The 13,727-nt window shown below is 53.6% G+C and carries 11 protein-coding genes; 5 read left to right on the forward strand and 6 right to left on the reverse strand.

Annotated elements, in window-relative coordinates; genetic code table 11:
- Positions 1-71 precede the first annotated feature (71 nt).
- The gene (locus VE954_RS37665; protein WP_324962881.1) at positions 72-2,240 is read right to left on the reverse strand and encodes a hypothetical protein; all 2,169 of its coding nucleotides are present in this window, start codon (positions 2,238-2,240) and stop codon (positions 72-74) included.
- A 144-nt stretch (positions 2,241-2,384) separates the two neighbouring features.
- Entirely contained in the window at positions 2,385-3,890 is a 1,506-nt protein-coding gene (locus VE954_RS37670; protein ID WP_324962883.1) for a Do family serine endopeptidase, read from the reverse strand.
- Between the two features lie 267 nt (positions 3,891-4,157).
- On the opposite strand from VE954_RS37670, the gene ribD reads away from it, so the two are divergent.
- Complete coding sequence (gene ribD, locus VE954_RS37675; RefSeq protein ID WP_324962885.1) at positions 4,158-5,327, forward strand: bifunctional diaminohydroxyphosphoribosylaminopyrimidine deaminase/5-amino-6-(5-phosphoribosylamino)uracil reductase RibD; 1,170 nt, start codon at positions 4,158-4,160, stop codon at positions 5,325-5,327.
- Here the strand turns inward: ribD and aroC are convergent.
- The gene (aroC, locus tag VE954_RS37680; RefSeq protein ID WP_324962887.1) at positions 5,324-6,433 is read right to left on the reverse strand and encodes a chorismate synthase; all 1,110 of its coding nucleotides are present in this window, start codon (positions 6,431-6,433) and stop codon (positions 5,324-5,326) included. The two genes, ribD and aroC, sit on opposite strands and share 4 nt — an antisense overlap.
- 230 nt (positions 6,434-6,663) lie before the next feature.
- On the opposite strand from aroC, the gene VE954_RS37685 reads away from it, so the two are divergent.
- The 3 genes from VE954_RS37685 to VE954_RS37695 all read left to right on the forward strand — a co-directional run bounded on the left by VE954_RS37685 (position 6,664) and on the right by VE954_RS37695 (position 9,317).
- Positions 6,664-7,224, forward strand: a complete 561-nt coding sequence (locus tag VE954_RS37685; RefSeq protein WP_324962889.1) for a 1-acyl-sn-glycerol-3-phosphate acyltransferase — start codon at positions 6,664-6,666, stop codon at positions 7,222-7,224.
- Between the two features lie 162 nt (positions 7,225-7,386).
- Positions 7,387-7,968, forward strand: a complete 582-nt coding sequence (locus tag VE954_RS37690) for a hypothetical protein (RefSeq protein ID WP_324962891.1) — start codon at positions 7,387-7,389, stop codon at positions 7,966-7,968.
- Positions 7,969-8,195: 227 nt separating this feature from the next.
- Complete coding sequence (locus VE954_RS37695; RefSeq protein WP_324962893.1) at positions 8,196-9,317, forward strand: DM9 repeat-containing protein; 1,122 nt, start codon at positions 8,196-8,198, stop codon at positions 9,315-9,317.
- A gap of 12 nt (positions 9,318-9,329) precedes the next feature.
- On the opposite strand, the gene VE954_RS37700 is transcribed toward VE954_RS37695, so the two are convergent.
- Entirely contained in the window at positions 9,330-10,289 is a 960-nt protein-coding gene (locus tag VE954_RS37700) for a metallophosphoesterase (protein ID WP_324962894.1), read from the reverse strand.
- 128 nt (positions 10,290-10,417) lie between these two features.
- The gene (locus tag VE954_RS37705; RefSeq protein WP_324962896.1) at positions 10,418-10,864 is read right to left on the reverse strand and encodes a hypothetical protein; all 447 of its coding nucleotides are present in this window, start codon (positions 10,862-10,864) and stop codon (positions 10,418-10,420) included.
- A gap of 319 nt (positions 10,865-11,183) precedes the next feature.
- Here VE954_RS37705 and VE954_RS37710 point away from each other — a divergent pair, with 319 nt between their 5' ends.
- Positions 11,184-11,849, forward strand: a complete 666-nt coding sequence (locus VE954_RS37710; RefSeq protein WP_324962898.1) for a hypothetical protein — start codon at positions 11,184-11,186, stop codon at positions 11,847-11,849.
- Between the two features lie 41 nt (positions 11,850-11,890).
- Here the strand turns inward: VE954_RS37710 and VE954_RS37715 are convergent, their stop codons facing one another.
- A complete protein-coding gene (locus VE954_RS37715) occupies positions 11,891-13,450 on the reverse strand; it encodes a hypothetical protein (protein WP_324962899.1) in 1,560 nt (519 codons plus the stop codon).
- Between the last annotated feature and the right edge of the window lie 277 nt (positions 13,451-13,727).

Below are 13,727 nucleotides of genomic sequence, written 5' to 3' on the forward strand. Positions count from 1 at the left end.
TCAATGCTTTGACAGAGTGGGAAATCCTACAGGTGCGCATCGTCCGGTAAAATCTTACGCGCGATGCGGACTTACCAACGATAGCCAAGGCCGCCCAGCCAGGTTGTTTCCGTGAAACGATAAGCACTGTCTCCGGTTTGCCGCATTTCGCGTTCGACGGCGAGCGTGGGATGCAAGCGGACCCAGCGGAGGTAAGCTGTTTCCAAGCGTATCTGCAGACCGGTGACGGATGAACGTTGACCCTTGAACAGATCCTGATGCAGGGAGCCTTGAATTCCAAGCTGAAGGTCGTAAGGAAATTCCTTCTGCCATTGACCCCGAAGCAGGAAACGCTGGCGATCATCCGGCTGGGAACCTGCATAGCGGTAGTCCCAGTTCTGCCAGAGAAAATCCCAAGGTCCCGCATGCGCGCCCAAGGTATTGCGCCTCACACTGCGATCGATGGCACTGACGGGTTCGCCACTCAGAGCATCCAGTCGGTGTTCTACTGTGGGTGCGAAATCCAGATTTTGTTCCTGTGACCAGCTGAATGTGGGAGAAAGGCTCCAGTCCGGAATCTGCCAACGCAGTTCGTACCCAAATTGATCCAATCCACCTGTGCCCTGGATCAGGCGGGAAACGTAGGGTTTTAAGGCCAAGGTCTGCTGACCCCACGGGAGTTGAATGGAGAGGGGGAGATTGAGGCCGGGTTCGAATCTTTGTAAATCCCTAAGGCCCGAGTGCTGAAGAACCATGAAGCGAAAGGAAGCTTCCAAATGAACGCTGAAGGATTCACTGCGCTCAATCAAGTAAGGCACTCGTTGGGAGGAACGCAGCAGCCAGCTCGATCGATGACCAACGTCGTCCGGTGCTGCCAGACCGGAAGGAAGATGCAAGATGTTATCGGACCAGCCGAGCTCAACGCTGGCATGATACGACAGAGGTTTCTTCCTATCGAGGTGATTTTGCCATTCCTTATAGGAAGCCTGCAGCAGCGCATCGCTCTGGGATTCCGGCCAGCGTTCCCAAAGATCAAGGGCTGAACGCCAGCGACCCCGAGCCTGTTCATACGTGGCCAGCAGGTAGATTTCTTCGGCTGGAATAACGTCCGTCCTTAATTCTTGCGGAAGCTTCACGTCACGCTCGCTCTTGCGTAATTGAGCGCGCAGGGATTCCTGTTTCAGAATATCAGCCCAGAAGTTGGTGACGTCAACAGTCGCCCGTTTTTTCTCGGCATGGCTTTCCTGCTGCAGTCGATAGAGACAGATGGCTTGGAGCGCCTGATGTTCAAGGTCAGTTTCCAGAGTTTTGAGCAAGTCATAGGCTTCCTCCCACCGTCCCGCTTCCATCCGGCGAGCCAGGACGTCTTTGCTCGTGCCCTCATGTCCGGTCCAAATTTTAAGCCAGTTTTTTCGTAACTCCAGCATCGCCTGGGTCAGGGGTTGACTCGAATCCATGGTTTCCGACAGCTGAGGCGAGCTACGCAGGATCGGTGCTTGCCAGGATTCCGGATGAGGTAAACCGATGTGATATTGGAATTCGGAGGCCGCATTGAGCTGCAGCTCCTGACCCGCAAAGATATCGAGGACAAAAGGCGCTTTGGGCTGACGCTTGACCTGTTTGAGTTCCCACTCCAGAAGCAGACCTTCGGGACGGATCGATTGCAAAGGTCGGGTTGGAACAATGTGATACGAAGCCTGGCCTTTGATGATATAGATCACAAGCTGATCGCGATCATATTTAACGTAGACATCACTACCAGGATTAAGATGAAGCTCGTGTTTGTCCCAGGCCGTATGAGGATCGGCGGGCCTGAAATCCACCTGAAGGGTTTGCTCATGCGTGGAGAGACGGGCCATGCCGCGCACTCCAGTGAAGCTGAACTGCCAACTGTCATGTGTCGGGCGAACGCTGAGCGAGGTCTGGGGATGGAGCAGGAATAAGGCGTCCTGAGCTTTTTGCAGAGCCACAAAGCTTTGGCTCGGGCTATAGATGCGGGCCGCTTCCTTCAGGAGGAGCGGCTCCGAACTCAAGGCCTCGGCCAGACGATGCTGACGATGGACAAAGCCTTTTTTATTCAGGGCTGTCACCTGAAGGCTCGTCGCAAGGGAAGCTGGTTTTTCCACACCTGGAGTTGGTGAAACCGGCTGTAGAAAGCCCTCAGGATCATCGGGCCCCCAGTATTCGCGCGCAGGGGTCCAAAGCTCTGCACCGTAAGCAGCAGAGGATATAAGGGTCAGCAGAATGAGCCAGCGAACCATGGTGATCCCATCGAAAGACGGCCGGTGACCCTTGGGTATCGGTTATCGAAGGGATGGCCTCGCTGGGCAAAATGTGCCGAGGGACGTGAGATGAGGAAGGAAAGGATTCCCTCCACCTGGGGCGAAGGGAATCGAGGCGACACCTTACTTGCGTATAGAGGCAAAGAGGATATTACCACTTCGCTCCAGTTGCAAAAGAACCTTGTTGCTGGATTTGAAGACTTCGACCAAATCCTTCGTGGACTTCAATTGAGTCTGATTGGCTTTCAAGAGGACATCGCCTGGGCGAATGCCGGACGCGCGTGCTTTCGAACTAGGATCCACATCAAGAACCAAAAGACCCGAGGCGCTTTCGATTCCAAACTGTTCCACATACTGCGCATGTTTTTGTTTATTCAGCGGCTCAAGTTTCAAACCAGCCTGGAATTCCGCGGGGCTGGTGTTGCCGCCTGGAGCCTGATTGGGGCTGCTGTTATCACGGCGAGCGACGAGGTTATCCTGCTCGAAGTCACCTAAGGTAACGGTTGTATTCTGCAGCTTGCCACCGCGATAGAAGGTCACAGGCACCTTGGCCGTAGGGGGCGAGAGGCCGACAATGTTCGACAGTTCCTGGCCTGAATGAACGGGGCGGCCGCCGACTTCGGTGATGACATCACCGGATTCCAAACCGGCTCGGGCGGCAGGCGTACCCTTTTCAACCTTGGCAACGAGAGCCCCACGGGTGCCCTTCGGCAGATTCAAACCGTTAAGCAATTCCTCGTCCAATTCCTGCGGTGAAAGCTGGACACCCAGGTAACCACGAGCCACCTTGCCTTTATTCACCAGCTGTTCGGCGATACTCTTGACGAGGTTGGAGGGTACGGCAAAGCCAATCCCTGCCGACGCGCCCGAGCGCGAGAAGATCGCCGTGTTCATGCCGATCACGAGACCTTCCATATTGATCAGAGGACCACCGCTGTTCCCGGGGTTGATCGCGGCATCTGTTTGTATAAAGTTACCGAGGCTGGTGATGTTCAGGTTCCCGCGGCTGGTGGCCGACACGGCGCCGAACGACTGACTGAATTCCAAACCAAAGGGAGCACCCAGAGCGATCACGAACTCACCGACGCGCACACTGTCGGAGTTGCCGATGGACAATTCCGCGAGCCCATCGCGTTTGAATTTGTCGGTGATCTGAACCAGGGCCACGTCGGTGTTTTTGTCGCCGCCGAGGACTTTACCGGTATACGTCTCACCATTGCCAAGCTTCAGCGAGATTTCATCAGCGCCTTCGATCACGTGGTTATTGGTAATGATATAACCCTTGTCGAGATCGACGATAAAACCGGAACCGACACCCGCCTGCTGCTTTTGCCTTTGTTCAGGCGCATTCGGCTGCTGCTGACGGAAGCGCGGCCCAAAGAAAAAGTCGAAGGGATCCATTTCGTAATAAGGATGACCTTTGACGATCTTGGAGATCGAGATCAGAACCACGCCTTTGGCAGCTGCCTGGGAGAGTTCGGCAACCCCTGTGGATATTTGCTGCAAGGCGCGCACGTTATCCGAATACTTGTCCCGATCCGGTGTGGGAAATTGATAGGGTGCAGCCACAAGTGTTGAGCTGTAGAAGGCGGCGCTGAAAAAAGTCAGGCTGAACTTCTTGGATAACATAAGTCTGATGAACCTCTCTCGAAATGGTTGAGCTTCCAAACAGTCATATTCTGCAACTTTGATCATGAAATGAAAATAAGATATCGTGGGCTTTATGAGAGCCCGCAGGCTGGTTCTATAAGAAATCGCTAAGTACGGATGGACGCGTTGAAGGCAAATACTTTACACCCCTTGCAGGCTGGTTTTGGTTTTGGCGGTTATATACCCAGAGCCTTGGATGCCACGTGTGGCCTGGATTTAATGGCTCCGCCCGGAGATGAGACGTGGATGAAGCTGGCGCTTTTGGAATCCATGGAAGGCATTGGTCGCTCCAGCCCCAATCCCTCGGTGGGAGCGGTTTTGGTAAAGGATGGCCGATTGTTGAGTAAGGGCGCAACCCTGGCTTACGGCGATCGTCATGCCGAACGGGTGGCCCTTGATGCGGTGACGGATCGGAGTCTTTTGCAGGGGGCGACCTGTTACGTCACCTTGGAACCCTGTGCGGGAACGGGCAAGCAGCCTCCCTGTGCGGAGGCACTTTTATCGGCAGGTGTCAGCCGTATTGTGGTCGGCGCCCGGGATCCCCATCCAAAGGCCGCGGGACAAGGATTGAAAGCCCTGGCCCAGGCTGGCATCAGTGTGGAAACCGATGTGCTGGGGGGAGAATGCCGCGCCTGGCTTTTTCCATTTTTAGCCTATCAGCAGCTGCAAAGGCCGGTGGTTATAGGCAAGTGGGCGCAGACGCTGGACGGCCACCTGGCGGATGATCATGGTCGTTCCCAATGGATTTCTGGAAAGCAGGCGCGCGCCTATACACATTGGTTACGACAAAAATATGATGCGATTCTGGTTGGTGTCGGCACGGCTCTGGCTGATGCTCCGAGTCTCACGGTACGGGATGCGGCGCCTCCTCTCCATCGGCAACCACATAAAATTATTTTTGATCCGAAGGGGCGATTGGCCAGCGGTCAACCGGAAGTGTTCCAAAATTTGCGAAAGGGACTGAAGGAAACCGGGCCTGTCCTGTTCTATGCCGTGGAAGCCCCGAACTGGAAACACGCGCCTTGGATGGACGCCTTTGCGGATGTTATCGAACCGGTGCTGATGCCGCCGCAGTGTTCCTGGCTGGAATTTTTACGCCTGCTTGACCATCAGCATCGAGCCCGCATGGGTTATGAACTGCAGTCGATCATGGTGGAAGGGGGCGCGCAGATCCTCACACTCCTGGTACGTGATGAACTTTTGGATGGTCTGCAGGTTTTCGTACGCACCGGGATTCTGGGAGGCAGCCGTCATCGTATCGGTCGACTCGATGCCCGGGATGGAGCCAGTGCGCCACCGACCAATCCCTTGCTTGATCTTAATGCGCGGCATGACTTTCAGCTGGTCAGCACCCAACAGCTGGGTGATGACGTGGTGCTGGAATGCGCGCATCGACGTTTTACATTCTGGAATTAAACGTGATGGGGCCCACGCAGATGCGCAAAAGGCAGTTGCCTTAGCACATGATCCATCACGCACAAGAGGGCCATGGCTTCGACCATGGGCACAGCGCGGGGCAGAACACAGGGATCATGACGGCCGGCTTTCGGTTTCATGACCAATTCCTGACCCTGACGGTCCACGGTTTGTTGCTCTTTAAAAATGGTGGCGACAGGTTTGAAAGCCACGCGCATATAAATAAACTCACCGTTGGAAATCCCGCCCTGGATGCCACCGGAGCGGTTGCTTTCGGTGCGAATTTTTCCTTCACGATTGACGAAGGCATCGTTGTGTTCGGAGCCATAAAGATAGGTGGACGCGAACCCCATGCCGATTTCAAAACCTTTGCTGGCAGGAAGGCTCATCATGCCTTTGGCCAGATCGGCTTCCAATTTATCGAAAACGGGTTCACCCAATCCCACGGGACAATGACTGATCCCACAAAAAATAGTCCCGCCGACACTGTCACCGGTTTTCTTCGCGTGAATGATGAGCTTTTCCATCGCATCACGCTGCGCGACATCCGGACAACGCAGAGGATGTTCTTCCACGGTGTCCCGCGTCAGCGTTTCGCCGAAATCCGTACGACCTTGAATATCCTTGACGCGATCCACAAAGGCCACGACCTTAAAACCCGGAATCACATGCTGCAGAACTATCTCAGCCACAGCCGCAGCGGCCACGCGGCCAATGGTTTCCCGAGCACTCGCACGACCGCCACCTGATGGTGCTTTCACACCATATTTGGCATCCGTGGTATAGTCCGCATGCGAGGGACGATAGACATCCTGCAGATCGCTATAATGATCCTTCTTCGCATCCTCATTGCGGACGATCAGGGTGATCGGTGTGCCGAGACTGATCCCATCCACCAGACCGGACAGGCATTCAACCTGATCCAATTCACCCCGTGGGCTGGCCAGATGGCTCTGTCCTGGACGGCGTCGGTCGAGTTGCTTTTGAATGTACGCGAGATCGATCTTATGCCCGGCTGGACAGCCGTCGATCACCACACCTACAGCGCCACCATGCGATTCACCAAAGGTCGTGATGCGAAATAATTCACCAATAATATTGGACATAGTCGATTTCCAGTGCGTGTGATCGCGTCATGTGGACACAGATGTGTCCTGGGCTTTAGAAAGTAATAGCCGAAACCCTGGCAATTTCAAAGCGACGAAGAGCTGATCGCTTCGCATTGGTATCCCTTTCCTGGATCGTATATGAATACGAGTAAGCTTTCGCTGGACTACGGCATCGGCCCCGCATGTGACGACCGAGCCAAACTTCGTATCGACAAGATAGAGAGTCTATGTATCAGGATGTTTTGAGTTTCGTGGGTCGCGGTGTGTTTGCGCTTCGGGGTTGGACGTTTGATCCCCTGCCGCCTTACTGGCAGAAGAAACAGGTCATAATTGGCTTCCCCCACACGACCATTATGGACACGGTGATGGCCTTTTCGGGCTTTGCCGTGGTGAAAAAGAAAGGCCATGTCCTGGTGCGGGATCAGGACTTTCGCTGGCCCTATGCCGGTCTTCTGAAGAAGTTGGGGGCCATCCCTGTGGACCGGAGTCAATCGACAGGATTGGTCAAACAGATGGCAGCTGAATTTGCGAAGCGTGACGAATTTCACCTGTCGCTGGTTCCTGAGGGAACGCGACGTGGTGTGAAAAATATCAAGACCGGTTTCTGGCATATCGCGAAAGAAGCCAAGGTTCCGGTCGTCTGCTGGTTCCTTGATAACAAAAATAAAAGGACAGTGTGGGCGGGGCAGATCATTCCCGGGGATTCCCTGGAAGCCGATTTGGAAGCCATTCGGAAGATCTATGAAAATGTGGGTTGGACGATCCCAGGCCTGGACAAGCCTGTCTAATGCATGCGTAACCCATGTCGTATCCACCCGTTCCCATTTCATACTTTTATTCAGTTTTCTGATCATTTCAGTTTTGAAATGGGCTGCCGAAAACCTCTCCAGGCTGGGCCTCAATCTGGCCTGACCTTCCGTTTGAACGCATAATTTCTGGAGGGGTCTTTCATGGTGTTACCCAAATATTTTCACATGAGTTTATGGGCTGCCGTATCCGTCCCCATGCTGATGGCCTGTGGACAATCGGATGATGAAGAAACGTCGTCCAGCCGGACCGTGACTGTTGAAGTCGGTCAGGCTACAGCGCTCAGTAGGATGGATGATGACGAGACAATGGAAGAAGAAGAAGGCGGCGATGGGGTGAAGGCACAGGATATTCAACAGTGCCGCGATGTCTTTACGGGAACAGTTGAGGGCTGGAAAGTGGCGGGCAGTGACAATGCAGCCAGTATTGAAGCAACTCAGGCGTTCGCAGTCAAAATCACTGGCAATGAGAATTCGTTGAACCTCATTATCAAAGCCAAAGAAGGCGCAACGGCTCCGGTGAGTTTTCCAGGCGTATGCCTTGTCCTGGCAGGGAATAAACCCAAGGTCCAGGCCAGCTTCAGCGGAGTGGCTCTTGAGCACTTCAAAGTCGTCGGTAATGGCAACCAGGGCACGGTCGAGGTTAAACTCGAGGGTGGTGCCACGCTTCCAGAAGGTGCGACCGAGGATCTCGGAAAACACGTGACTGTGACCGTGACGGAATAAAATTTCCAGTCGTGCCAGAAGTGGGTGCTCCACTTCTGCTGCCAAACTCCTGCATGCTTCAACTCTGCTGCCTGGTAAGAAATGTCACAATTCTGAGCCCCCTCGCCAAGCATCCATGGAATTCCAGTTTTAAGCCGCTGGAATCACGTCCGTTCCAGCAAATCCTCCAGTGCAAAATTATCAGCGCCGATAAAGAATAAACATCTTTCTTTCTTGAGGAGTCCGCGATGCTGCAGCGAATCGTATTCTGCATCGCCTTCATCAGCACGGGAATATCCTGCAGCAGTGCCACCTTAAAAAAGGCACCGCTGCTGAGCAATCAGGTTTTTGACCGGGACGCTGATGCCACGGCCAATACACCCGAGACCCCGGCTCCTGCATCGCCAGAAGCTGCGGAGCCTGTGCCGATGCCCAAGGAAGAAAAAGCCGTGGATGAGAAAGTAAGTCCTCCTGGAAACATTTCGGGCTCCTACTTGATTTGCATCGAATCGAAAGCCCCGACGACGGCGGTCCCTGAATCGACAGTGACCTGTGCCCTGCGGGATCAAAAGACCAACAATAAGATCGATTTGAAAAGCCAGTATCCGAATGCGCAGTGGGCTTACGATCTGGCCGATAGCAGCAGGCTGACGATCACTCGAACCGAGCTCAACGCCAATCCTGATTGGCATTTGAGTATTATTCTGAAATCACCGAGCATGGAACAAACTCAGTTCATGCGCAACGCGATTAAATTTATGGTGACGGTGCAGGATAGCGCTGGTGTGAAACGTCAGGAAGTTGCGCCTGTCAGCTTCGCCTTTTTGCGCTGGCAGTCTTTGGATGGCGGCCGCGTTCCCACCACGGCGGCTGTCGGTGGAACGGAGCATGATGGTCTCGACAATCTGTTCCTTTGCAGGATGTATTTAGGCAGTGAAATCATTCCCGGTAAAATGATTATTCACTATAATGATGCCAGCAAGTCCATTTGTTATGCTACCATGAACGGCACAGACTATGCCTCGCATACGGATGACGCGCGCACCATGATTTTCCGCAGTGATGTTCTGGTCATTGCGCAAGGCACGTTTGATGACTATTTCGAATGGCTGCCGGCGACCGCTGGTCTGAAACCAGCGCAGGCTATCGTCAGCGGTCTCGATACTTTGGGAAATCCATTATACGCATGCCGAGGTCTTCAGGCAGCGGATGGGATGGTCGAGCAGACACCAGGCGTGTTACGACCCGGTGCCCCTGGGTGTTCGCATGAATATTATGGTGCGGTGACGACGACGAGCTACCAGGTGCTTGCCTGGAAAGAAACGGGAACCAGAAAAATCATGGATGGTCGTTCGATTCTTCCACCCTGATTGTTCCTGAATTCAGCGAGGCGCCGACAGCACGCGTAGGCTGTCGCCCTTGATCTCCAGGACCTGTATCACATTTTTCTTATAGTACTTCGAGAGTCCAACATCAATGCGCCAGACTTTATCTCCGCAGGCTGCATTGATGCCTTGATCCTGAATGGTATGACCCACAACCATCCGTTTTGCACCCATGGCCGATAGCGCGTCCTGCAGAGCAGCGCACGCTGCCTCTTTCGGAATTGTTTCCGAATAGTCCCGCATCCAAAGGGGACTATCCGACCCTTTGACAAAATCCGGACGCTCCATTTTACCTAGCATCCACGCCGCCACCTGACGATTCATAGTATCGATCCCTGCTTCGACGTGCTCACGGCGAATGCCACCATGAACAAAAGCACTGTTGCCGACAATCAGCATGATCGGATGCTGGGCCAGAATTTTTGCATAGCGTCCTCCGGGTCTAAAAGCCGCCGCACGTGCCTGCTGATCCGCTGGCAGATCGGGGATAGGCTCCATCGAAATGGGAACGTGGTTGGTGAAATCTTGAAACGATCCTTCCGTCACATACCGGAAATCACCGTATACATTCATCGTTTCATGATTGCCGCTGAGTGTGCGGACGTCGCCGCCGACAGCCTGCGCTTCCGATCGAAGCCTTTCGAATAGATCGATCACCTGGCGATCGTCGTCGCCTCGATCGATTTTATCCCCTGTCTGCACCAGGATCATATCACCGCCGATCCAATGCGTTGCAACATCGATAGCTCCGGCCAGACGAAGGGCTTTTACCGCAACGTTGACGTCACCATGCAGGTCACCCATGGCCACAATGCGCTGCGGGGAAGGAGGCAGGGGAGCTGCCAGAGCAACTGTCTGCCGGTGGGTGTCGAGCGTTTTCTTCTGAGATTGATCGGCGAGGATTTCACAACCCATGATCGATGCCAGCAGGAGAGGGGCCAATCCATATTTATTCAATGGAGAATATCCTTTGTCATAATGAGAATGCACTGAAGTCATTCCGTCCTGCTTACCACAACATGCCTGGATTGGAAATGCTGCAAACGGCTCCGCCGGGTGGCATCAAGCTGAGCCTTGTCTCGTAGTCAAGGGCCCGTGCGCCTGAATTCATGGTCGCGGGAAGCGACGGGTCCGATTTCCGGTTCAAAAGGCTGATTTCCGTGGGTCACGTCAAAGCCCAGTTCTTTCATCAGATCGTCGATGACCAGGTCCTTTTGATAGGAGACGCTGCCGTCATGGATGGCAGCGGGAATTTGCCGATGGCCAAGGTGGTAAGTGGCTCGCGCCAGGTCCATGCCTGTGCCTTTCACAATGGAGACAGCTTCGCCGGCACTTTCAATCCGCAGCACCGAACCATCATCAGCTTTGACATGCAAACCGCTGCAGAGCCGCATCCCGCGCGGCAGAATAATATGCGCGGCGCCTCGAGCTCCAAGATGCAGGAAGAGTCGACTGCGGAGCCTTTGTTCATAAGTCAGTGGGACGCTTTGATAGCCTTCGGCATGGGACACGGGATGGGTATAAAGTATCATAATTCCCTCTTCAACGGAGGTATGGAGTTCACCATGGGACATAGGGATCGATGCGTGGACATCCCCCATCGGCGCTGCAACGATCATTCCAATTCTTATAGATCAGCACTTGCGGTCCTGGAAGTGCTGTTCGAGCCTCACGGTTTCCTCTTAATTTGTCATTCAACCAATCCCTTCCACCTGCTCGCGCAAAGCAATATCAGATGCCCCTGAAACGTGTTTCACCCGGTTCCGGACCCACTTTGGCCATATTTTTCCCCAGTCATGATAAACTAGAAGCTGTTGGAATACGCGCCGTCCACGCTTGTCAGGTGACTTGATGTTCTTGGCCTCACTCATATCATGGCTGATTATCTATGCCCTGGGCACACGCCTGGAAGCGACTCGCGTGCAGCAAGGCCGTTGGATCGCGCGCGGGAAGAACCGTTCCACGATCGCTCTGGCAGCAACCCTCGTTTATACGACCATCATGATTGTAGCGGGTGTGCCTATTCTTCTGCTCGATTTCAATGTTGGGTCCACCAACAATGAGATGCAGAACTTGATCCTGTCTTTCTCCTTGGGCTGGTTCATTGTCGATACGATTTGGGCCGTTTTTGAAAAGTTCTGGAAGATCGATTTGTTCATGCAGCATTTGGTGTGTTCGGCTGGTTTGGGTTGGGTGCTTTACACGCAACGCAACGGCTGGGAGATGTTGGGTGCCGCGGGCGCTGGTGAAATCTTCCCCTGCCTTTATTTGGGTCTTCTGGCCAAGCGCCTAAAATTCGGCTCGGAACGTTTTTTCTTTGTGAACGATTCCATCTTTGTCCTATCCTTTATCGTGATCCGCTATTGCTTTTTCTCGGTGCTGGCTTATTTGGTGGTCGGTGCAGACGAGACTCATCCCGTGCTTGCTACGCTCGCGCTCCTGCTCCTTTTGATCAACTATTACTGGGGCGTCCGGCTCGTCCGCAAGTATCTGGATAAGTGGGGCCATAAGCTTTAGCTCAAGCCCCGCGTGCCTTTCTTTCTCGCGTTGCTCTTCGCTTACATTCCAATCCGCTCCAGATTCAGGCGCAGCTCCTCCTGCTCCTCCCGGCTTAATTTCCGGTAGGGCGGCATCTGCCCGGGACCTGATTTTTGAATCCGTTCCAAAATTTTATGCAGGCCAGGTGTCGGCCCCTGCTGCAGCCAGGTACGCAGATCGCCTGTCCGATCAAAAGGTATGGGTGGGGCACCCGTCTGACCTGGATTGACACTATGGCAGCTGATGCATTCACCAAAAACTGTGGGTGCTGGGCGCATCTCGGCCTTGAGCGACGCAGGCTGCAGACTCTGCAGTTCCATCAGGCTTTCTTCTTTTAAACTCTGACAGTCAAAGCGTGCCCAGGTGTAGTCATAGGGATTGGCTGGTACCAATCTCGGGGCCAGACGCTGAAAGATATCGGGAGCGACCAGGGCCAGGTTGGTGGCCAGATCCGCATCCAGGTTACTGGGTACGCTCAGGAGAAAAGCATTGGGCCCCTGGCTCAAGGCAAAATCCCGAGTGTCGATTCCGGCCAGTTCAAGGACCATATGGAACTGAGCCACGGTTTGAGTCTCTGCACCCAATCGATCATGGTTGACGGCAAAAAGCGTCGGGCTGTTGGCAAAGTGCTGTTTATATCGGGACGTCTGATACGTTTTCAAACGCTGGCGGTCCTGCTTCACGCGCTGGTGGCGTTCCGCAAAATTTAGGAGTATGGAGTTCTTCCAAGGATCAGGAAAAAAAGCTGCGAGCTTCTGTGCCGCCGCCCCATCATTGGGATCGACGGCGCAGTGATTCAACACAGCGAGGAGAGCCGGAACGGACTGACGAAAGGACCCTGCTTGCTTTTTCCAGCGTGGCAGAGAGGCAAAAATCTGCAGCTGGGTCACATACTGGGTAAACGCTTCGATTCCCAGCAGGCCTCGATTGTTCGTCCCAGGTGGGACCGACCAATTCAAGCGATCATAGATGCCTTGTTTGGAAGGCTGAAGCCGAACCTTTTCATAGGCATTTTTTTCGGCAACCGTTCCAAACCGTGCAATGGAACTGCCATAGATATTGGGCCAGAAATCATAGGGATCCCAGAGAGGCTTGGGCGCGGATCCGTGGCAGCTGGCACATTGTTTGGGTTGGTCGTGAAATTGTGAAGACCCTTTGGCAAATTGCAGCTCAGCAAATTGGAACTCCGATGTGGTTTCATTGAAGGCTATAATTTCTACAGTTCGTTCGTCATGGCGCGGATCCTCGGCAAACGCCAGCATGAGCCCATCACCAAAAAGGATGACCCGCGGTCGTTTGCGATCCGCATACTGCAGACTGCCCGTATCGTGGATCAGGACAGAACTTTCAAACAGACTCGGACGACGTTCGGCGAGGTAGTCCAAAAACGCTTCGTAGGACTGCAGACGCGGCAGCTGGGATCGGATGTCCTGCAGACGCAGACGATCCGCGGGAAAAAAGGCGCTCCGATCCATGGCATAATTCGGAGTCAGCCTTGGTCCGTAAACCTCAAAGTCCTGGGGGTCGGCGTGAAGTATGGTGCTCATCAATACAATAAACACCAGGAGCAACTTGTGCATAAGTGCCTCGCTTGCTGAGTCATATTATTGCTCCTTTCAGTAGACGCTGAGCGACAGTTTTGTCAATTGGCGAGTTTTTAAGCTCGGGATCAGGGCCATCCCTATGTAATTTTTCTGATGAGTGAAGGCTGTCTGCGATTCAAAACAAAAAAATAATCGTGATAAAAACTTGTCGAAATATAATTCGGATGCTAAACAAATTACCAGCCCGTTCCCATCATCGGGAACCATTTATCTCAATCAGAAACATCGGCAAATCAAGGCTCAAAATGAAATT

The sequence above is a fragment of the Oligoflexus sp. genome (assembly GCF_035638955.1).
Lineage (GTDB): Bacteria > Bdellovibrionota_B > Oligoflexia > Oligoflexales > Oligoflexaceae > Oligoflexus.

What these genes read in the sequence shown, in the direction of transcription:
- VE954_RS37665 (WP_324962881.1), bottom strand. Translation starts at nt 2,240, where the DNA reads ATGGTTCGCTGGCTCATTCTGCTGACCCTTATATCCTCTGCTGCTTAC.
- VE954_RS37670 (WP_324962883.1), bottom strand. Translation starts at nt 3,890, where the DNA reads ATGTTATCCAAGAAGTTCAGCCTGACTTTTTTCAGCGCCGCCTTCTAC.
- ribD (WP_324962885.1), top strand. Translation starts at nt 4,158, where the DNA reads ATGAAGCTGGCGCTTTTGGAATCCATGGAAGGCATTGGTCGCTCCAGC.
- aroC (WP_324962887.1), bottom strand. Translation starts at nt 6,433, where the DNA reads ATGTCCAATATTATTGGTGAATTATTTCGCATCACGACCTTTGGTGAA.
- VE954_RS37685 (WP_324962889.1), top strand. Translation starts at nt 6,664, where the DNA reads ATGTATCAGGATGTTTTGAGTTTCGTGGGTCGCGGTGTGTTTGCGCTT.
- VE954_RS37690 (WP_324962891.1), top strand. Translation starts at nt 7,387, where the DNA reads ATGGTGTTACCCAAATATTTTCACATGAGTTTATGGGCTGCCGTATCC.
- VE954_RS37695 (WP_324962893.1), top strand. Translation starts at nt 8,196, where the DNA reads ATGCTGCAGCGAATCGTATTCTGCATCGCCTTCATCAGCACGGGAATA.
- VE954_RS37705 (WP_324962896.1), bottom strand. Translation starts at nt 10,864, where the DNA reads ATGATACTTTATACCCATCCCGTGTCCCATGCCGAAGGCTATCAAAGC.
- VE954_RS37710 (WP_324962898.1), top strand. Translation starts at nt 11,184, where the DNA reads ATGTTCTTGGCCTCACTCATATCATGGCTGATTATCTATGCCCTGGGC.
- VE954_RS37715 (WP_324962899.1), bottom strand. Translation starts at nt 13,450, where the DNA reads ATGCACAAGTTGCTCCTGGTGTTTATTGTATTGATGAGCACCATACTT.